Genomic DNA, 17,489 nt, shown 5'->3' with positions numbered 1-17,489 from the left:
CGCGGCGCGCATTATCACGGCATCGGCCCCGTCACCAGCAACGGGTCGAGCTTTCGTCCCTTCCATTGCAGGCTCCAGTGCAGATGCGGGCCGGTGGCGCGCCCGGTGGCGCCCACCGCGCCGATGACTTGCCCCTGCCGCACATGATCGCCGATGCCGACGTCGATGCGCGACAGGTGCAGAAAGGCGCTGTTGAGTCCCTGGCCGTGGTCGAGCATCAGCAAATGCCCTTCCAGCGTGAAGGGCTGCCGGGCGGCCAGGATCACCACGCCATCGGCGGGGGCACGGACGATCGTACCGGTCGGCACGGCGATGTCGGTGCCGGAATGATAGCTGCCCGGTTCGCCGCGATAGATTCGCTGCGCGCCGAACAGGCCGGAAATCCGCCCGGTCACCGGCCATTGCAGCGTCTGGCGCCAGCCCTCCGCGTTGGTCGTCTGCGCACGGGCGGCGCGGATCTGTTCGAGCTCGGCGGGGCGCAGCCGCTGGAATTCGGGATCGGGCACGGGATATTTGGGCAGCCTGTCCAGCCGCTCGATCCGCCAGGCGCGCGGCGCGATGGTCAGCGTCTGGTGCAGGTCCGCGCCAGTGATCCGCGACGTGATGCACAGGTCGGCGGTCGGCTTCGCATCGCGGTCGAAGCCGATCAGGAACGTACCATCCGCATCCGGCACGATCGGTTCGCCGTCCAGCGCGACCGTCGACGACGTGTCGGCAAGCCGTGCGCGGACGAGGCCGCCCTGGCTGAGTTGCCCCGTCCAGCGAATCGGCGTCAACGGCGTGGGCGAAGGGGATACAACCTGTCGAGCCGGCGGCGGCGCGTCCTGGCGCAACGGGGTCTGCGGCGGCGCGGCGTCGGACGGCGTGATGCAGGCAGACAACACCAGCAGGCCGAGCGCCAGCCCCCCGCCCCGTGCCGTCATTCCGGGCTCAGCACCTTGGCGGTCGCCTCCGCATCGGCATAGGCTTCCTGCCGCGCCGCGCTCCAATATTTCAGGTCTTCCAGCGGGATGCGCCGACCCGTGACCGCGCAGACGACATGGTCGCCGGGCGACAGGACGCGAAAGCCATTGGCCATATAGTGAAGCCGTGCGGGGCGATCGGTGTTGGACATCAGCATTGGGGCACTTTCAAGAGCGTCAGAGGAGCGTCGGCTGATCCGGCTTGGCCTGTTTGGGCTGGGGCTGGGGCTGGTCGGCCTTGGGCTCCCGCTTGGGCTTGTCATAGTTTTTGGGCGCGGGCCGCTCAACCCCGACCCGCTCGCCCGCCTGATCCACCGCGACATCGACCGTTCCGTCGCGGAAACGCAGCGTCAGCGTGTCCGCCGCCCGTGCCGCCTCGGCCGAGGACAGCGTCTCGCCGCCGGGCCGTGCGGTGATGCGGGCATAGCCCCGCTCCAGGATCCGGTCGGGATTGAGCGACTGGACCAGCCGCCAGGTCGAGGCCAGCCGGTCGCGACCACGCTCGACCTGACGCTCCAGGATCGCCGGGCGCAGCGCCGCCCCCGCGCGGTCGAGCCCGCCACGCGCCAGCGTAACCCGCCGCTCCAGCCCGCGATCGAGCCGTGCGCCCGCTTCGTCGGCGCGTTGGCGCTGGGGGCCAAGCAACTGGTCGCGCTTGGGCAATAGCCGCGCCATGGCGTCCAGCCGCTCGCGCCCGCGCTCGACATAGCGGCGCGCACAGCGTTCGGTGCGCTGGCGGTGGCTGGCGATGGTCAGGCGCAGATCGGCGAGCACCGGTACCGCGATCTCCGCCGCCGCAGTGGGGGTCGGCGCGCGCAGGTCGGCGGCATAGTCGCAGAGCGTCGTATCGGTCTCATGCCCCACCGCCGAGATGATCGGAATCGCGCAGTCGGCGACCGCGCGAACGACGATTTCCTCGTTGAACGACCATAGATCCTCGATTGAGCCGCCGCCGCGCGCGACGATCACCAGGTCGGGGCGCGGCACCGGGCCGCCGGGCGCGATCGCGTCGAAGCCTCGGATCGCGGCGGCAACCTCCTCCGCCGAGCCCGCGCCCTGCACCTTGACCGGCCAGACTATGACATGGGTGGGACAGCGATCCTCCAGCCGGTGGAGGATGTCGCGGATCACCGCGCCGGTCGGCGAGGTGACGACGCCGATCACCGGCGGCATGAAGGGAAGCGGCTTCTTTCGCTCGCGCGCGAACAGCCCCTCGCCCGCCAGCTTGGCCTTCAGCTTTTCGAGCAGCGCCATCAGCGCACCCGCGCCCGCCAATTCCATCCGCTCGACGACGATCTGGTATTTGGACCGGCCGGGGAAGGTGGTCAGGCGGCCGGTGGCGATCACCTCCACCCCGTCCTGCGGCTGGAAGGGCAGCGTGTTGGCCGCGCCCTTCCACATCACCGCGTCGATGACCGCATTCTCGTCCTTCAGGCTCATATAGACATGGCCCGAGGTGGCGCGCTTATACCCCGAAATCTCGCCGCGCAGGCGGACATGGCCGAATTCGCCCTCCACCATCCGCTTCAGCTTGAGGCTGAGTTCGCCGACGGATAGCGCGAGCGCGTTGTCGCCGGCGATCTCCTCGGCTACCAGCCTCGAACTTTCGTCATAGGGATAAGGATCGGGCATGAACGTCCTGTTGCTGGGATCGGGTGGCCGCGAACACGCGCTGGCGTGGAAGCTGGCACAGTCGAACGGGTTAGATACGCTCTACGCCGCGCCCGGCAACCCCGGTATTGCCGCCCATGCGACCTGCGTCGCGCTGAACGCGACCGATCACGGTGCCGTGGTCGATTTCGCGCGCGCCAACGCCATCGGTCTGGTCGTGGTCGGGCCCGAAGCGCCGCTGGTCGACGGGCTGACCGATTCGCTGCGCGCCGCGGGCATTCCCGTCTTCGGTCCCAGTAAGGCCGCCGCGCAACTGGAGGGCTCCAAGGGTTTCACCAAGGATCTCTGCCGCCGCGCCGACATCCCGACCGCCGGTTATGTCCGCGTCTCCACGCTGGAAGAGGCGCAGGCCGCGCTCGCCAGCACCTTCGGCCTGCCGGTGGTCATCAAGGCGGACGGGCTGGCCGCGGGCAAGGGCGTGACCGTCGCCTTCACCCAAGCGGAGGCGGATGCCGCGATCACCGACCTGTTCTCGGTACCGGGCGCCGAAGTGGTGATCGAGGAATTCCTCGATGGCGAGGAGGCCAGCCTCTTCATCCTGACCGATGGCGAGGCCTTGCTCCCCTTCGGCTCGGCGCAGGATCACAAGCGGGTCAGCGACGGCGATACCGGCCCCAATACCGGCGGCATGGGCGCCTATAGCCCCGCGCGCGTCCTGACGCCCGAACTGGAGCAACAGGCGATCGACCGGATCGTCCGCCCGACCGTCGATACGCTGCGCGCCGAGGGGACACCCTTTTCCGGTGTGCTCTATGCCGGGCTGATGCTGACCGAGCAGGGGCCCAAGCTGATAGAATATAATGCGCGGTTCGGCGACCCCGAATGCCAGGTGCTGATGCTGCGCTTCCAGGGCGATCTGCTGGCGGTGATGCTGGCGGTGGCCGAGGGGCGGCTGGCGGAAATCCCTGCACCGAGCTTCTCGCCCGACCCGGCGCTGACCGTGGTGATGGCTGCGGCCGGCTATCCCGGCACGCCCAAGGCGGGTGGCAGCATCGCGGCGATCGACGCCGCCGAGGCGACCGGCGCGGTCGTGTTCCAGGCGGGAACCCGGATGGACGGCGAGACGCTGGTCGCCAGCGGCGGTCGCGTGCTGGCCGTGACCGCCAGTGCACGCTCCGTGCGCGAGGCGCAGGCCGCCGCCTACCGCGCAGTCGATGCGATCCGCTTCCCCGACGGCTTTTGCCGCCGCGACATCGGCTGGCGCGAGGTCGCGCGCGAAGCGGATGCTGGAACCGGGGACTGACCCCGTCGATTGGGCTCGCGATTGCGGCTGTGGGACAATAGGGTAACGCGATGAACGATACGACGGCAGCAACCGGGGCCGCACCGGCCGAGAGCCTGATCCCCGATGGCGTGGCGACCATCACCACCATCCATTTCGCCCTGATCGCGCTCGTCGCGCTGGCGGCGATCGCGGTGATCATCATCGGCATGCGTTTGAAGCGCCGCCGCACTCATGCCGCACGCCAGGTGCAGGAAAATGCCCAGGATGCGGGCATGACCCTCCGCGCCCCCGATACCGCGCCGTTGAGCGAAGCCTCGCTGACCCAGCCCAAGCCGGTGCCGACACCTGCGCCTGACCCGGCTCCCACCCCCGCACCCGTCCCGCCGCCGGTCATGCCCGTCCCGACGGCGCCGGAGGAGCCGGTGGCCGCCCCGGAGCCGCTGAGCGACGAACCGGTCGCCGCCGCCGCGCCGCTGTCCGCCAGCCCGGCGGCGGAGGCGGCCCCCACCGCCGCCCCGCTCGACCGCCCCGAGGATCAGCCGATCACGCTGCTCAAGGGGCTGGGTCCCAAGCTGACCCAGAAGCTGGCCGAGCATGGCATCGCTACGGTCGGCGACATGGCCTCGCTCAGCGAGGCGCAGGCGCAGGCGCTGGATGCGCAACTGGGGCCGTTTTCGGGCCGTATGGGACGTGATCGCTGGCTGGAGCAGGCGCGCTTGCTGGCGGCCGGCGACCGGGCGGGGTTCGAGGCGGTGTTCGGCAGGCTCTGACGGAACGGCGGAGCGCCTTTGACGGTTCAGCGGCGATGACCACCCTGTCCCCCGCATCGACCGCCTTGATCCTGATCGACTTGCAGGATGGAATTCTTCCCTATGCCAAGGGACCGCGATCGGGCGACGAGGTGGTGCGGACCGCCAAGACTCTCGCCGACCGGTTCCGCGCGGCGGGCGCGCCGGTGGTGCTGGTCCATGTCGGCTTCACCCCCGACACCCTGCCCAGCCAGAATGTCGACCGCCCCGGCTTGCCCTCCGAAGGATCTCCCCCGGAATTCAGCAAACTGGTCGCCGGTCTGCGCCAGCCGGGCGACATTGTCGTGCTCAAACATCATTGGGGGGCATTCACCGGCACCGACCTGGACCTGCATCTCCGCCGGCGCGGCATCCGGACGGTGGTGATCGCGGGAATTTCCACCAATATGGGCGTCGAGTCGACGGCGCGCTCGGCCTGGGAATTGTCCTATGACGTGGTCATCGCCGAGGACGCCTGTGCGTCGCGCTCGGCGGAAATGCACGAATTTGCGGTCGCGAACATCCTGCCCATGATTTCGCGGGTGGTGGCGTCGGAGGCAATCGAACTGCAACGCTGACCCTGAGGCGGTCGATCCGACTATGCCTATGGCTTCGCGCGGGCCATGGCGATCATCCGATATGCCTGGGCCCATCGAGCGAGATGGTCAGGGTGCGGATGTCTTCCCCTCGGTAGCGGGCGCCTCGTCATAGGACTGGCGTTGTTGCTCCTGCTCCGCCAGCGGAGGCACGCGCAGCGCCCGCCGCATGGCGTCGGACGCCAGAGTCCGGTCGTAGGGTTCCTGCGTCGCCTTGCCGCCACGCGGGACCCGATACTGCGTTCCCAACACCTGCGATTGGCCGATCGACTGGAGATACCGATCGAGCGTGGCAGAGGCGATCCATACTGCCTGCGGCTTGCCCCGCGCCACGGCGATCATGGCGAGCAGATGCGCCTTCAGATGGTCGTTCGGCCCATCGCCATGCTGGAAGAGGAAGGCGGCATGATAGAAATCATCCCCGCTCTGCAACGCCCCCGAATCGAGCAGTTGCTGCGTCCTCGCCCTGCGCTTCTTGTCGGCGGCACTCACGACGGTCCAGTCGATCGAGGGGGACATGCGATCCTTCTGATCCGCTTCAAAGATCGCAGTCATCTCGGCATTGGTCGGGCGCGAGGTGACGACCGGATAGGCGCGAGCGACGTCCCACCGCCCCAATGTCGACCTATTGGCCGACGCCCGCGCCAGATGCACCGGATCGGTTTGGAACAGAGCATAGGAGGCGGTCAGCGTTCCGTCCGTCTCGCAATGGACGCGAAACACGTCCGGCTCGCTATTCGGTTCGGGATCGTCGAAGGTCAGTTCCAAATCTTCGCCCATCGGTCGGACCGATCGCGCGATACGCCGGACGATGGGCCCGCGCACCTTGGTAATATATTCCCCATCCGATTCGAAATGTTGCGGCCGCTCCCAGCTCGCCCCCAGTCCTTTTGCCGAGGAATGGATACCGAACTGGAACAATGTCGTTCTGCCCGACTGAAACATCCAGTCTCCATCGGCACAGGGCACGGCAGCAACGGAGGTAGCGGCGAACAATAATGGCAGCAGAATCGGCATGGCGCATCGTGGCACCATTGCCGACAACCGACAACCGGTAAGACAATTATCGGCGCTCGCGCTTTTTAGCGATATTGCATGCAGCTATGACTATCGATAGCCTGTCATGATGAGGTTATGGTCGATCACTATCGCTATGGCGGCCCTTGTGTTTGCCGGAACAGGCATGGCGATCGAACAAGAACCCAAAGATCTCGCTATCACTACGACTTACACACCACCCAACACTTGCCTCGTGCATATCGAAGGAGAGTCCTTCATCCTGCCGAAGGACAGCGCGACCATGACGGCGAAGCTGCAAGATCTGCGCAAAAGCTGGGCGACGGCCTCGATCGTCGGTGGCCCCGCCCTTCCCTATCGCTGCATCGGGGGAATCATCTATTTCGCCCAGAGGGCGGGGTTCGAGCGGATCGGCTTTACCGGAGAGCCGCACCGGGCCGGAAGTGGAGCCGCCCCTAAGCCTCGCTGACCAGCAGCTTGTCGATCCGCCGCCCGTCGAGATCGACCACTTCGAAGCGCCAGCCCTGCTCGACGAAACTCTCGCCCTCGCCGGGCAGATGGCGGAATACGGCGAGCGCCAGCCCGGCCACGGTCGCATAATCGCGGTCGTCGGGCAGGTCGATGCCCAGTCGGTCGGCCAGCGCATCCGCCGCCATCGTCCCCGCGACCAGCAGCGATCCGTCGTCACGCTCGACCACCGAGGGCGCATCGCCCGGATCGGCGTCGGAGGCGAATTCGCCCGCGATCGCCGCCAGCAGATCGGACGGGGTCACGATCCCTTCGAAATGGCCGTACTCGTCATGGATCAGCGCCATCGGCACCTCGGCCTGGCGCAGCGCCAGCAGCACGTCCATCGCGTCGATCCGGTCGATGACGACGGGCGCCTTGCGCATCAACTGCTTCAGGTCGAGCCGCTCGCCCCGGAACAGTGCCATGGCGATGTCGCGCGCCTGGACCACGCCGACCACCGCGTCGATCGACCCTTCGCCCACCGGCAGGCGGGTGCGCGGGCTTTCCAGCAGCTTGGCGCGGATCGCCTCGTCATCCAGGGTGCAGTCGAGCCAGTCGATCTCGGTACGCGGCGTCATCACTTCGCGCACCGGCCGGTCGGCCAGCCGCACCACGCCCGAAATGATCGAGCGCTCATGCTCCTCGATGACGCCGGACTTGGACGCCTCGGCGACGATCAGGTGCAGTTCCTCGGCCGTCACCTGATCCTCATTGTCGCGATTCAGGCCAAGCAGCTTGAAGATCACCCCGCTGGTCGAATCGAGCACCCAGACGATCGGCGCGGTGACGATGGCCAGCCAGCGCATCGGCACCGCGACGAAGGCGGCGATCGGCTCGGGCTTGCGCAGCGCGAATTGCTTGGGGACCAGTTCGCCCAGGATCAGCGAGGCATAGGTGGTTAGCCCGATGACCAGCGCGAAGCCCAGCGTCGCGGCGGTGGCGGCGGGCACGCCCCAGGCCTGCAACCGGGCCGCCGTGGGCGTGCCCAGGCTCGCCCCGGAATAGGCGCCTGCGATGATCCCGGTCAGGGTAATCCCGATCTGAACGGTCGACAGGAACTTGCCCGGATCGGCGGCCAGGGTGAGCGCGGCCTGCGCCCCCTTGCGCCCGCTTCGCGCCATCGCCTCCAGCCGGGCACGCCGGGCGGATACGATCGCCAGTTCGCTCATCGCGAACGCCCCGTTCAACGCGACGAGCGCGAGGATGATGAGGACGTCGATCCACGGAAAGGGGGGCAGCGTTGCCATCGTTGTGAGGTGCTCATAGCGGGCCGGACAGGGCTTCGACAACTCCTCTCGTCATGTTCCGTTCAGTTCACCTGCGGAACAAGGCGGTCCGACGCGGCGTTCCGGGGGTCGAGACGCCGTCCAAAACTAACAAGGATCATGTTTATGCGACTGCCCGCCAAGTTTCTGACTGCCGCTGCGCTGTCCGCCCTCGTCGCCACCTCGGCCTGCACCACCGATCCCGAAACCGGTCAACAGCGTCTCTCCAAGGCCGCGATCGGCGGCATCGGCGGCGCGGTGGGCGGTTATCTGCTGGGCGATCTGGTCGGCGGTCGGCGCGACCGGACCGAGAAGATTCTGGGCGCCGGCATTGGCGGCCTCGCCGGGGCGGGGATCGGCGCGTATATGGACAAGCAGGAACGCGACCTGCGCGCCCGCACCGCGGGCACCGATGTGCAGGTGGTTCGCCAGGGCGACGACCTGCTGCTGAACCTGCCCTCGGGCATCACCTTCGCCTATAACTCGTCGACGGTGCAGCCGCAGTTCCGCCAGACGTTGGACCAGGTGGCCGACATCCTGTCGCAATATAAGCAGACCTATATCGACGTGTACGGCCATACCGATTCGACCGGCAGCGATGCCTATAACCAGCGCCTGTCCGAACAGCGCGCGGTGTCGGTGGCGGACTATCTCGCCTCGCGCGGGGTACAGCCCGCCCGAATCGGCACGCGCGGCTTCGGCAAGTCGCAGCCGATCGCCTCGAACGACACCGAGGAAGGCCGCGCCGCCAACCGCCGGGTCGAGATCAAGATCGTTCCGATCCGCGAGGGCGACCTGCGCTGATGATGAGGCGCTCGGACGCCGCGTGAAGAGGGGCTCGGACGGAATGCCGTCCGGGCCCTTTTCATTGGGCGGCCGCATGTCATGCCCTCGTCATGCCGATGTCACTCGCGATCTGATTTGTCGGTCATGATCGGAAAGAGAGGGCGAACCGGTATGGCGGCGCGCGAAAAGGTCGGAGGATGGCTTGCCGCCCGCTAGGCTCCGGCGTTGTTGACCGGGGTTTTCGTGTTTGTGGCGCTGACGATCCTCGATCGCTGGAATATCGCACCTCATCAGCTCTGGCGCGCGGCGGCGGTCGGCGGAGCCAGTGGTTTCCTCGTGACGAGCCTTATGCGCCGGTTCGCGGCCCACCCACGCCAGAAGTGATGTTCCCTTACCGTCGCGCCGCGAAGAAATCGCGCAACAGAGCCGCCGCCTCCCCTTCCCCGATGCCGGTATAGATTTCGGGCCGGTGATGGCATGTCGGTTGGGCGAAGAAACGGGGGCCATGCTCAACGGCCCCGCCCTTGGGGTCGCTGGCACCGTAATAGAGGCGGACGATTCGCGCATGGGCGATCGCGCCCGCACACATGGCGCAGGGTTCCAGCGTGACCCAGAGGTCGCAATCCTCCAGCCGGTCGCGCCCGAGCGACGCGGCGGCGGCGCGGATTGCCTGGATTTCGGCATGAGCGGTGGGATCGTGCAGTCGGCGCGGCGCATTGGCGGCGACCGCCACGATCTCGCCGTTCCGGACCACCACCGCGCCCACCGGCACTTCGCCCGCCGCCGCCGCCCGGACAGCGGCATCGAGCGCGGCGCGCATCGGGGCGGGAAGCGGGAACATCGCTCCTACCTGCCCCGCGCTGCCGAGCGGGACAAGGGGGCAGACGATATGCGACTCGCGACTTCTTACTGGGCGTTGTCGGCGGGCTTCTCGACCGAGACGGTCGGCACCTCTACCGTCTTCTGGGTCGTGCCGACCGACACCTTGGGCCCTTCGGCGCGGAAGGCCGGGGCTTGGACGACGGCGGGGCGGGTCTGGTCGATGCTGATCCAGCCCATGGCCATGGCACCTGCGGCCAGCAATAGGACGATGCCGATAAGGACGAGAAAGGCGCGCATGGCTCTGGCTCCAACAGGTTCGTGGCCGTAACAACGCGCCTGCCGACAGGGCGGTTGCACGACGATGTGATGGGCCGCGATGGGGAATCGGTTGACGTGCCTGTCGGGACGGGGTATCGGCGCGGCCTTTCCGGGCACTGCCTGAAACCAGGATAACGATCATGTCGCGCATTTGCGAGCTGACCGGCAAGGGCCGGCAGGTGGGCAACAATGTTTCCCACGCCAACAACAAGACCAAGCGGACGTTCCTGCCGAATCTGCAGAACGTGACGCTGATTTCCGATTCGCTGGAGAAGAGCGTGCGTCTGCGCGTCTCGACCCACGGCCTGCGTTCGGTCGAGCATAATGGCGGCCTGGACAACTGGCTGGTCAAGACCTCGGACGATCAGCTGTCGCTGCGCGTGCGTCGCCTGAAGCGCGACGTCGTCAAGAAGCTGGCCGCCGCCAAGACCGAAGCCGCCGCCGCGTAATTCGCGACAGGCCGGTTGACGGGTTGAAGCCCGCCGCTCTTCGGAGCGGCGGGTTTTCGTCGTTGGGGTCAAGATGTGGGTCGGGTATCGCCTTCGGCTTCGGCACCGGGCATCGAATTTTATCCTGAGCGACTGGCTTGTCGTCCACTGGACGGCCCAGGCGAAACCCCAAGCCCCAACGAATCACCGCTCTGCGGGCCGCCGATCCAGCCGGAATTTCAATAGATAGGTGCGCTCTAACGGAAACTGGTTGTCATCCGACACCAGCCACAGGATCGTTGCCCCGGCTTCATGGGTCACCGCCACCCCCTCGAAATTGTCGTGGATCAGCGGCGCGTCGAGTTCCGCCAGCAGGCGCCCCCGCGCCACCCGCCCCGGCGCGACCTCGGCGGCGGGTACGTACATGATGCGATTCGAAAAGCGGAATGGCAGGCGGAATTGCCGCTCGACCACGATCAGCGCGCCATCGGGCAGCGCGGCCACGTCCGCGACATCGTGATTTGGCGAGACCATATAGGCGAAACGCCGGGGCCGGTGGCGCAGCGGATCGCCCGCGAAGATCAACCCTTGGCGACTCCACCGGCGCGCCTCCGCGCTGCCCCGCCAGCGCGGGCGGTCGATCCTCGCTTCTTCCGAGATGGTGACGAATCGCCCATCGGGCATCCGCGCAAGCGATTCGGGACCGCCATTGCCGGGCCAGTCCGCCATGGCGGGTGGCGCGACATAGCCCTCCGCACGGGCGAAGTCGGGGGCGTAGCGCCAGATCTGGTTGAAATTCTCGAACCCCACCCACAGCGTGCCCGTGGTCGGATCGACCGCCAGCGACTCGCTGTCCCGATCGGATTTGAGCCATCCGTTCGCAGGCCCCGAGGGAAGATTGTCGAAGCGCAGGCCATGCGGCTTCCAATCGGCCCCCATGGTGAAACGCGCGACATTGCCCCCATCGCTGAGCAGCATGAAATGCTCGCCAGAGACGGTCAGTGACGAGAACCCGCCAAAGGCCGGGGATCGCCCGGTCAATTCGACCCCGCCCAGATAGGTCAGCGCACCCAGCCGACGCCGCGACGGATCATGCGGGTCCAGCGCGACCCGATGCGCATCCATCTGCGGTGCGCCTTCATAAAGGGGCAGGCGATCACGCCCCGCCCATCCCGGCACCAAGGCCAGAATCAACAGGCAGGACAGGAGGATGCGCATGACGCCTCATACGCGCTGCGGCGCAGCACGACAGCCTTATTCGTTTTCGACGCGGCCCCGTCACCCGACGGGCGGATAGCTGAACGGCGGATAACCGCGGCATTCAGGAAGCGCTCAATCCGAATCGATCATTACGGCTTCAACGACGACGGACGGGACCGTCGATCGATGACGTTTCGGGAGTGAGACCATGATGAAGACCCTGACCCTGGCCGCGACCACGCTGGCGATGATCGGCGGCGCCGTCCTGCCCGCCACCGCGGCGGATGCGCACCGCTATCGTCGGGCCTATCATGCCGATCGCTATGATCGCGGCTATCGCGACGGCGCGGCGGCGGAATATCGCAGCCAGAAGTGCCGCCGTTCGGGCACGACGGGCACCATCGTGGGCGCCGTCGCGGGCGGCCTGCTGGGCCGGACCATCGACACGCAGGGCGACCGCACGCTGGGCACGCTGATCGGCGGCGGCGCGGGGGCGCTGGCGGGCCGGGCGATCGAGCGGTCGGGCCGTCCGGGCTATTGCGGTTAAACGAATAGGGCGGGCGGGCCCACCGGCCCACCCGCCCTTGCTCTCCTCGCGTAGCGTATCGAGGACGGAACGCCGATCTCCCTGACCGGGGAGGTCGGCGTTCTTGCATTCCTCAATACATATGCTGACCGCCATTGATCGACAGGGTCGAGCCGGTGACAAAGCCCGCCTCGTCCGAGCACAGGAAGGCCACGCCGCGCGCGATCTCATGCGCCTGGCCCAGGCGGCCGACCGGAATCTTGGCGACGATCTTTTCCAGCACGTCGGCGGGAACGGCGGCGACCATGTCGGTGTCGATATAGCCCGGCGCGATCGCGTTGACGGTGACGCCGAACCGCGCCCCTTCCTGCGCCAGCGCCTTGGTGAAGCCATGGATGCCCGACTTGGCGGCGGCATAGTTGACCTGACCATATTGGCCTGCCTGGCCGTTGATCGAACCGATATTGACGATACGGCCCCATTTGCGCTCGCGCATGCCGGGGAAGACCGCCTTGGCCATATTGAAGCAGCCACCCAAATTGGTGTCCATGACCTCCTTCCACATCTGGTAGGTCATCTTGAGCAGCGTGCCGTCGCGGGTGATGCCCGCATTGTTGACCACGATGTCGACCGGGCCCAGTTCCTCGGCCACCTGCGCGACGCCGGCCTGCACCGCGTCATGGTCCGCGACGTCCCATTTATAGGCCTTGATGCCGGTCCGTTCGGAGAATTCGCGGGCGCGTTCGTCATTGCCCGCATAATTGGCGGCGACGGTGACCCCCGCCTCCTTCAAGGCCAGGCTGATCGCCTCGCCAATACCGCGCGTACCACCCGTCACAATCGCGACCCGTGCCATCAAACCTCTCCCAATTGTCGATTGTGGCTTAAAAGGGGCACACGCCATCCGCAATGGCAAAGCCGGGACGAAAGCTAATATAACGCTACGGCAACCAGCCTTGCAGTTCGCGTTCGATCAATCCGCGCAGCATCGTCACGCCGATCTCGCTATCGTTGAGGCACGGCAGATAGGCGAAGTGAGTGCCGCCCGCGCCCTCGAAACTTTCGCGCCCGCGAATCGCCAGCTCCTCGAGCGTCTCGATGCAGTCCGCCGAAAAGCCCGGAGCCAAAATGGCCACCTTGCGAATCCCGCGCCCGGGCAAGGCCTCCAGCGTCACATCGGTCGCGGGTTCGAGCCATTTGGCGCGGCCGAAGCGCGACTGGAAGGCGACCAGCAACTCGCGGCCGCTCAGCGTGTCCTTCATTGCCTCGGCCAGCAGGCGCGCGGTCTTGCGGCAATGGCAATGATAGGGGTCGCCCAGTTCGAGCGTCCGTTGCGGCATGCCGTGGAAGCTGGCGACGATCGCCTCGGGCTCGAAATCCAGAACGGCAAGCTGCGCCTCCAACTGGGTCTTCAGCGCATTGATATAGAGAGGATCGTCATAATAAGGCGGCAGGGTGCGAATCGCCGGTTGCCAGCGCATCGTCGCCAGATGCGCGAACGCCTTGTCATTGGCGGTCGCAGTCGTCGCCGCGCAATATTGCGGGTAAAGCGGGGCGAGCAATATACGCTCGCACCCGGCATCCTTCATCGCCTGGACCCGCTCGGCGATGGCGGGGCGGCCATAGCGCATCGCCCAGTCGACCAGCACGCCGGGCCCGAACATATCCTTCACCGCCTCCGCCTGCGCCCGCGTGATCGCGGCCAGGGGCGAGCCGTCGTCGCGCCACACCAGAGAATAGGCATGGGCCGATTTCTTGGGCCGCGTGTTCAGGATGATACCGCGCAGGATCGGCTGCCACAGCAGAGCCGGAATCTCGATCACCCGGCGATCCGACAGGAACTCGCCCAGATACCGCTTCACCGCCCGAGGCTCCGGCGCGTCGGGCGTGCCGAGGTTCATCAGGAGCACGCCGATCTTGGCGCGCGGGACGGGGGGATGGTCGGGGGGCAGCATCAGGCGGACAACTCCATGGGCAGGCTTCGTATCCTTGGGCTTCCGGGCAGGGTAGCCAGCGCATTGGCGATGGCGGGGGCAACCGGGGGCACGGCCAGTTCGCCGACACCGCCGGACGCGTCGTCGGAGGCGATCAGTTCGACCGTGATGTCGGGCGTGTCGGCCAGAAGCGGCAGCCGGAGCGCCCCCAGCCGCGCGGGCTCCGCCAGCCCCTTGGAAAATCCTATATCCGTGCCGAACAGATGGGCGAGGCCGAAGATCAGCCCACCTTCCACCTGCTGGCGCACGATGTCGGGGTTGACCACCCGCCCGCAATCGAGCGCGGCGACCAGCCGGTCGACCACCGGCCGGCCGTCCTCACCCCGATGCGCCTCGGCCAGCACCGCAATATAGCTGCCGCGAAAGGCGTGTACCGCCACCCCCTGGCCGCTGCCCGCACCGCCGCCTTCCCAGCCACCCAGCGAAGCGGCGGTGGACAGGCACCGGGCGAGCCGGGGTTCGTCGCCCAGCATCGCGATCCGCCACGCCAGCGGATCGGCCCCGGCGTGTCCCGCCAATTCGTCGATGAACGATTCGCTGGCAAACACATTGGCGACATGCGCCCCGCCCCGCACATGGCCGGTCGGAATCGGCAGGTCCGCGTCGTGATGATGCACCGCCAGCGCGGGAATTGCATAAGGCGGCACCGCGCCGCCCATGGCATAGGCATCCCCCCTGCCCTGCCCCCGCATCCCCCAGCGCGCCGGTCCGCCTGGCATGACCCGGTGCGCCAGTTCCGGCCCGGTCGAGGGCGTCGCGATCCGGCTTCGCCAGCCGACAATCCCCCCCTTGGCGACCCGCGCGGTCAGCCTGGCCAGAGCGGGCGCGCGAAACGCGTCACGACGCAGGTCATCGGCGCGCGACCATTGCAGATTGACCGGACGCTTCAGCTTCGCGGCGATCGTCGCCGCCTGTATCGCCGCATCCGATTCCAGCGCGACGCCGAACGAGCCGCCGATCGGCATGGGGTGGACGATCACCCGATCCGGGTCCAGCCCCACCGCGTCCGCCGCCAGTGCGCGGACCTGTGCCGGAACCTGGGTGGGCACCCACAGCTCCAGCGCGTCGTCGCGCCATGCCGCCACCGCCGCGCGCGGCTCGATCGCGGCATGGACGCCGACACCGATTCGATAGCGTGCTTCGACCAGTCCTTCGCCGTCCAGGGCATCGGCGACATCGCCGCGCGTCATGACCGTTCGCCCATCCGCGCCCAACGCTTTGTCGAGTGCCTGCGCAATCCCCGCGCTGCTCGGCACCGGCCCGTCGGTCACCGCCCGCGGGGCCGCCGCGTCCAATCCCCGTTGGGCGACCCACCAGCTCGCGGCCGCGACCGCCACCCAGTCACCGCCCTCGATCACATCGACCACGCCGGTGACCTTCATCGCGGCATCCCGATTCAGCCGGATGGCGCGGGTCCTCCCCAGCGGCGCATGGCGGATCGCGACATGCACCATGTCGGACAGGCGGATGTCGGCGGTGAAATTGGCGGACCCGTCGATCTTGGCGGGTGAATCGAGCCGGGGAAGGTCGCCCCCCGCCAGTCGCCCCGCGCCACCGCTCCCCAGCGGCAAGGGCGCGGGCACCGTCTCCCCCGCCGCCGCCTCGGCCAGTTCGGCGAAGCGCAGCCGCTTGCCGTCATGGATGATGAAGCCGTCCTTGGCCTCGCACGCGGTCCAGTCCAAGCCCCAACGGCGCGCGGCGGCCTGCGCCATCAGCGCGCGGGCGGTCGCGGCGGCGGCGCGGGCGGGAGCCTCGAACATGCGGATCGAACTCGAGCCACCGGTCAGCATCACCATGTCGCGCCGCAGCCATTCGGCGCGCATCGCCCCAGACAGTCGATCGAAGGCGCCCTCGAACAGCGAATCGACGCCGACCGGATTGGCGTAGAGCGGATTGATCGGGGCGGGCTTCACCGCGACCGTCTGCCAGTCCGCACCCAATTCGTCGGCGACGATCTGGGCCAGCGTGGTCGTGATGCCCTGCCCATGTTCGGCCTGCGGCACCGCGACCGTGACGATGCCGTCACGCCCGATCTTCAGCCAGGCGCCAAAGGCCTGCTCGCCCGGATTGACGGTCAGATTGGGTGCGTAGGCGCGCGGCCACAGGCTCCAGGCGACGAGCAACCCGACGCCTGCGCCGCCGCCGATGAGTATGTTGCGCCTGTTCACATCCATCGGGTCGAGCCTTAACGCGCAAGGGCAGTCAGGCAAGCCGGGGGTTTCGCTGTCTGATAGCGAAGGGACCGATCGTCCGCGCGAAAGCCCAAAGGTTTTTTGCGCGCGAACCGTAAATCTCCGCGACCTGGCGTGATTTGGTGACCGTCACGGCCTGGCCTTCGACGTCGCTCAGGCTGAACGGAGGTTGGGATGGAGGTTACCTCCGTTCACGCCGAGCCAGGTCGAAGCGCACATTCCGTCCCCAACCCATGGTCTTGGTGTTGTCGCGCGACCCTTCTATGGAAGCGGGTCAGAGATAAGGGAAACGCGCTTGATCCTGCCCATGCTCGCGGCCGCCACCGGCCATATCCGGTTCGAGGATCTGGGGTTGCACCCGGATGTCTTCTCGATCGGCTTCTTCACGCTGCGCTGGTACAGCCTGGCCTATATCACCGGCATCCTGTTCGGCTGGTGGTATCTGGGCAAGATGCTCGACCGGCCGGGTGCGCCAATGTCGCGCGCGCATGCCGACGACCTCGTCTTCTACGCCACGCTGGGCATCATCCTGGGCGGGCGGTTCGGCTATGTGATCTTCTATGCGCCGGAGATGTTCCTGCACCCCTTGCGCATCGTTCGGCTGTGGGATGGGGGCATGAGTTTCCATGGCGGCGCCGTGGGCACCGGGGTCGGTGTCATCCTGTTCGCGCGCAAGCACAAGCTCAACTGGCTGCGCATCCTCGACTATCTGGTCTGCGCCGCGCCGGTCGGACTGTTCCTGGGGCGCCTCGCCAATTTCGTGAACGGCGAATTATGGGGCAAGCCGTCGGACGTGCCCTGGGCGATCATCTTCCCGCGCACCGTGCCCTTCGGCCTGCCCGACCCGGCGCGCCACCCGAGCCAACTTTACGAAGCGGGGCTGGAGGGACTGGTGCTGTTCGCGGTGATGAGCTTCGCCTTCTGGCGGACCAAGTCGCGCTACGATCCGGGCAAGCTGTCGGGCCTGTTCCTACTGGGTTACGGCATCGCGCGCTTTATCGTGGAGTTCTTTCGCGAACCCGACCAGCAGCTCCGCGCCTTTGCGCAGGTGACCGGGCTGCACATGGGCCAGTGGCTGTGCGTGCCGATGATCCTGGGCGGCCTGTATCTGATGAACAGCGCCAAGGGTCGCCGCGTCCGGGTCGAGCCGATCGCGGGGAGCGACAGCGTCGCCTGACGGTCTTGCGGT

At 67.4% G+C, this 17,489-nt stretch carries 20 protein-coding genes; 9 read left to right on the top strand and 11 right to left on the bottom strand.

Translation table 11 applies throughout. The annotated features are described in order from the left end of the window. Positions 1-14 precede the first annotated feature (14 nt). From NZL82_RS04750 to xseA, 3 genes are read right to left on the bottom strand one after another with little or no spacing between them, the layout of a single operon-like run. A complete protein-coding gene (locus NZL82_RS04750) occupies positions 15-923 on the bottom strand; it encodes a M23 family metallopeptidase (RefSeq protein ID WP_261268610.1) in 909 nt (302 codons plus the stop codon). Then, positions 920-1,120 (bottom strand): DUF2093 domain-containing protein, encoded by a 201-nt coding sequence (locus tag NZL82_RS04745; protein WP_261268609.1) that lies wholly within the window; start codon positions 1,118-1,120, stop codon positions 920-922. Before NZL82_RS04745 ends, NZL82_RS04750 begins: the two co-directional genes overlap by 4 nt. Positions 1,121-1,139: 19 nt before the next feature. Beyond that, complete coding sequence (gene xseA, locus NZL82_RS04740) at positions 1,140-2,594, bottom strand: exodeoxyribonuclease VII large subunit (RefSeq protein ID WP_261268608.1); 1,455 nt, start codon at positions 2,592-2,594, stop codon at positions 1,140-1,142. On the opposite strand from xseA, the gene purD reads away from it, so the two are divergent. The 3 genes from purD to NZL82_RS04725 are packed head-to-tail and all read left to right on the top strand — an operon-like array spanning position 2,593 to position 5,224. Then, a complete protein-coding gene (gene purD, locus NZL82_RS04735) occupies positions 2,593-3,876 on the top strand; it encodes a phosphoribosylamine--glycine ligase (protein WP_261268607.1) in 1,284 nt (427 codons plus the stop codon). The two genes, xseA and purD, sit on opposite strands and share 2 nt — an antisense overlap. A gap of 50 nt (positions 3,877-3,926) precedes the next feature. Beyond that, a complete protein-coding gene (locus tag NZL82_RS04730; protein WP_261268606.1) occupies positions 3,927-4,628 on the top strand; it encodes a hypothetical protein in 702 nt (233 codons plus the stop codon). Between the two features lie 35 nt (positions 4,629-4,663). After that, entirely contained in the window at positions 4,664-5,224 is a 561-nt protein-coding gene (locus NZL82_RS04725) for a hydrolase (RefSeq protein WP_261268605.1), read from the top strand. 87 nt (positions 5,225-5,311) lie between these two features. Here the strand turns inward: NZL82_RS04725 and NZL82_RS04720 are convergent, their stop codons facing one another. Continuing rightward, positions 5,312-6,187, bottom strand: coding sequence for a hypothetical protein (locus NZL82_RS04720; RefSeq protein WP_261268604.1), 876 nt, complete (start codon positions 6,185-6,187; stop codon positions 5,312-5,314). Between the two features lie 238 nt (positions 6,188-6,425). Here NZL82_RS04720 and NZL82_RS04715 point away from each other — a divergent pair, with 238 nt between their 5' ends. After that, complete coding sequence (locus NZL82_RS04715; protein ID WP_261268603.1) at positions 6,426-6,728, top strand: hypothetical protein; 303 nt, start codon at positions 6,426-6,428, stop codon at positions 6,726-6,728. Here the strand turns inward: NZL82_RS04715 and NZL82_RS04710 are convergent. After that, a complete protein-coding gene (locus NZL82_RS04710) occupies positions 6,715-8,016 on the bottom strand; it encodes a hemolysin family protein (RefSeq protein WP_261268602.1) in 1,302 nt (433 codons plus the stop codon). The two genes, NZL82_RS04715 and NZL82_RS04710, sit on opposite strands and share 14 nt — an antisense overlap. A gap of 144 nt (positions 8,017-8,160) precedes the next feature. On the opposite strand from NZL82_RS04710, the gene NZL82_RS04705 reads away from it, so the two are divergent. Both NZL82_RS04705 and NZL82_RS04700 read left to right on the top strand, forming a co-directional pair. After that, entirely contained in the window at positions 8,161-8,838 is a 678-nt protein-coding gene (locus NZL82_RS04705; RefSeq protein WP_261268601.1) for an OmpA family protein, read from the top strand. Positions 8,839-9,069: 231 nt separating this feature from the next. Next, positions 9,070-9,204: a hypothetical protein gene (locus NZL82_RS04700; RefSeq protein ID WP_261268600.1), complete on the top strand. Its 135-nt coding sequence runs from the start codon at positions 9,070-9,072 to the stop codon at positions 9,202-9,204. A 7-nt stretch (positions 9,205-9,211) separates the two neighbouring features. Here NZL82_RS04700 and NZL82_RS04695 read toward each other — a convergent pair whose 3' ends face one another. Together NZL82_RS04695 and NZL82_RS04690 are read right to left on the bottom strand one after the other, a co-directional pair. Continuing rightward, on the bottom strand, positions 9,212-9,640 hold the full coding sequence (locus tag NZL82_RS04695; RefSeq protein ID WP_261268662.1) for a nucleoside deaminase: 429 nt from the start codon (positions 9,638-9,640) through the stop codon (positions 9,212-9,214). An 86-nt stretch (positions 9,641-9,726) separates the two neighbouring features. Further along, positions 9,727-9,939 carry a hypothetical protein gene (locus NZL82_RS04690; protein WP_261268599.1) on the bottom strand — a complete coding sequence of 71 codons (213 nt, stop codon included), beginning with the start codon at positions 9,937-9,939 and terminating at the stop codon, positions 9,727-9,729. Positions 9,940-10,100: 161 nt separating this feature from the next. On the opposite strand from NZL82_RS04690, the gene rpmB reads away from it, so the two are divergent. Further along, positions 10,101-10,409 carry a 50S ribosomal protein L28 gene (gene rpmB / locus NZL82_RS04685; protein WP_056432158.1) on the top strand — a complete coding sequence of 103 codons (309 nt, stop codon included), beginning with the start codon at positions 10,101-10,103 and terminating at the stop codon, positions 10,407-10,409. A gap of 183 nt (positions 10,410-10,592) precedes the next feature. Here rpmB and NZL82_RS04680 read toward each other — a convergent pair whose 3' ends face one another. Beyond that, entirely contained in the window at positions 10,593-11,606 is a 1,014-nt protein-coding gene (locus NZL82_RS04680; protein WP_261268598.1) for an esterase-like activity of phytase family protein, read from the bottom strand. A 190-nt stretch (positions 11,607-11,796) separates the two neighbouring features. Between NZL82_RS04680 and NZL82_RS04675 the strand changes: the two genes are divergently transcribed. Beyond that, the gene (locus tag NZL82_RS04675; RefSeq protein ID WP_261268597.1) at positions 11,797-12,135 is read left to right on the top strand and encodes a glycine zipper 2TM domain-containing protein; all 339 of its coding nucleotides are present in this window, start codon (positions 11,797-11,799) and stop codon (positions 12,133-12,135) included. Between the two features lie 112 nt (positions 12,136-12,247). On the opposite strand, the gene phbB is transcribed toward NZL82_RS04675, so the two are convergent. From phbB to NZL82_RS04660, 3 genes are all read right to left on the bottom strand, one after another. Continuing rightward, entirely contained in the window at positions 12,248-12,970 is a 723-nt protein-coding gene (phbB, locus tag NZL82_RS04670) for an acetoacetyl-CoA reductase (protein WP_261268596.1), read from the bottom strand. 85 nt (positions 12,971-13,055) lie between these two features. Beyond that, a complete protein-coding gene (gene hemH, locus NZL82_RS04665) occupies positions 13,056-14,069 on the bottom strand; it encodes a ferrochelatase (RefSeq protein ID WP_261268595.1) in 1,014 nt (337 codons plus the stop codon). Beyond that, positions 14,069-16,282, bottom strand: coding sequence for a xanthine dehydrogenase family protein molybdopterin-binding subunit (locus NZL82_RS04660; protein WP_261268594.1), 2,214 nt, complete (start codon positions 16,280-16,282; stop codon positions 14,069-14,071). The genes hemH and NZL82_RS04660 overlap by 1 nt, the downstream gene beginning before the upstream one ends. A 313-nt stretch (positions 16,283-16,595) precedes the next feature. Between NZL82_RS04660 and lgt the strand changes: the two genes are divergently transcribed. Beyond that, entirely contained in the window at positions 16,596-17,477 is an 882-nt protein-coding gene (lgt, locus tag NZL82_RS04655; RefSeq protein WP_405051344.1) for a prolipoprotein diacylglyceryl transferase, read from the top strand. Positions 17,478-17,489 lie beyond the last annotated feature (12 nt).

The organism is Sphingomonas sp. LC-1, from assembly GCF_025371035.1.
Classification (GTDB): domain Bacteria; phylum Pseudomonadota; class Alphaproteobacteria; order Sphingomonadales; family Sphingomonadaceae; genus Sphingomonas; species Sphingomonas sanguinis_E.
This window is presented reverse-complemented; position numbering and strand designations above follow the sequence as displayed.

What these genes read in the sequence shown, in the direction of transcription:
- NZL82_RS04705 (WP_261268601.1), top strand. Translation starts at nt 8,161, where the DNA reads ATGCGACTGCCCGCCAAGTTTCTGACTGCCGCTGCGCTGTCCGCCCTC.
- NZL82_RS04695 (WP_261268662.1), bottom strand. Translation starts at nt 9,640, where the DNA reads ATGCGCGCCGCGCTCGATGCCGCTGTCCGGGCGGCGGCGGCGGGCGAA.
- NZL82_RS04675 (WP_261268597.1), top strand. Translation starts at nt 11,797, where the DNA reads ATGATGAAGACCCTGACCCTGGCCGCGACCACGCTGGCGATGATCGGC.
- NZL82_RS04720 (WP_261268604.1), bottom strand. Translation starts at nt 6,187, where the DNA reads ATGTTTCAGTCGGGCAGAACGACATTGTTCCAGTTCGGTATCCATTCC.
- purD (WP_261268607.1), top strand. Translation starts at nt 2,593, where the DNA reads ATGAACGTCCTGTTGCTGGGATCGGGTGGCCGCGAACACGCGCTGGCG.
- hemH (WP_261268595.1), bottom strand. Translation starts at nt 14,069, where the DNA reads ATGCTGCCCCCCGACCATCCCCCCGTCCCGCGCGCCAAGATCGGCGTG.
- xseA (WP_261268608.1), bottom strand. Translation starts at nt 2,594, where the DNA reads ATGCCCGATCCTTATCCCTATGACGAAAGTTCGAGGCTGGTAGCCGAG.
- NZL82_RS04660 (WP_261268594.1), bottom strand. Translation starts at nt 16,282, where the DNA reads ATGGATGTGAACAGGCGCAACATACTCATCGGCGGCGGCGCAGGCGTC.
- NZL82_RS04750 (WP_261268610.1), bottom strand. Translation starts at nt 923, where the DNA reads ATGACGGCACGGGGCGGGGGGCTGGCGCTCGGCCTGCTGGTGTTGTCT.
- NZL82_RS04715 (WP_261268603.1), top strand. Translation starts at nt 6,426, where the DNA reads ATGGCGATCGAACAAGAACCCAAAGATCTCGCTATCACTACGACTTAC.
- phbB (WP_261268596.1), bottom strand. Translation starts at nt 12,970, where the DNA reads ATGGCACGGGTCGCGATTGTGACGGGTGGTACGCGCGGTATTGGCGAG.
- NZL82_RS04680 (WP_261268598.1), bottom strand. Translation starts at nt 11,606, where the DNA reads ATGCGCATCCTCCTGTCCTGCCTGTTGATTCTGGCCTTGGTGCCGGGA.
- NZL82_RS04730 (WP_261268606.1), top strand. Translation starts at nt 3,927, where the DNA reads ATGAACGATACGACGGCAGCAACCGGGGCCGCACCGGCCGAGAGCCTG.
- rpmB (WP_056432158.1), top strand. Translation starts at nt 10,101, where the DNA reads ATGTCGCGCATTTGCGAGCTGACCGGCAAGGGCCGGCAGGTGGGCAAC.
- NZL82_RS04710 (WP_261268602.1), bottom strand. Translation starts at nt 8,016, where the DNA reads ATGGCAACGCTGCCCCCCTTTCCGTGGATCGACGTCCTCATCATCCTC.
- NZL82_RS04745 (WP_261268609.1), bottom strand. Translation starts at nt 1,120, where the DNA reads ATGCTGATGTCCAACACCGATCGCCCCGCACGGCTTCACTATATGGCC.
- NZL82_RS04690 (WP_261268599.1), bottom strand. Translation starts at nt 9,939, where the DNA reads ATGCGCGCCTTTCTCGTCCTTATCGGCATCGTCCTATTGCTGGCCGCA.
- NZL82_RS04725 (WP_261268605.1), top strand. Translation starts at nt 4,664, where the DNA reads ATGACCACCCTGTCCCCCGCATCGACCGCCTTGATCCTGATCGACTTG.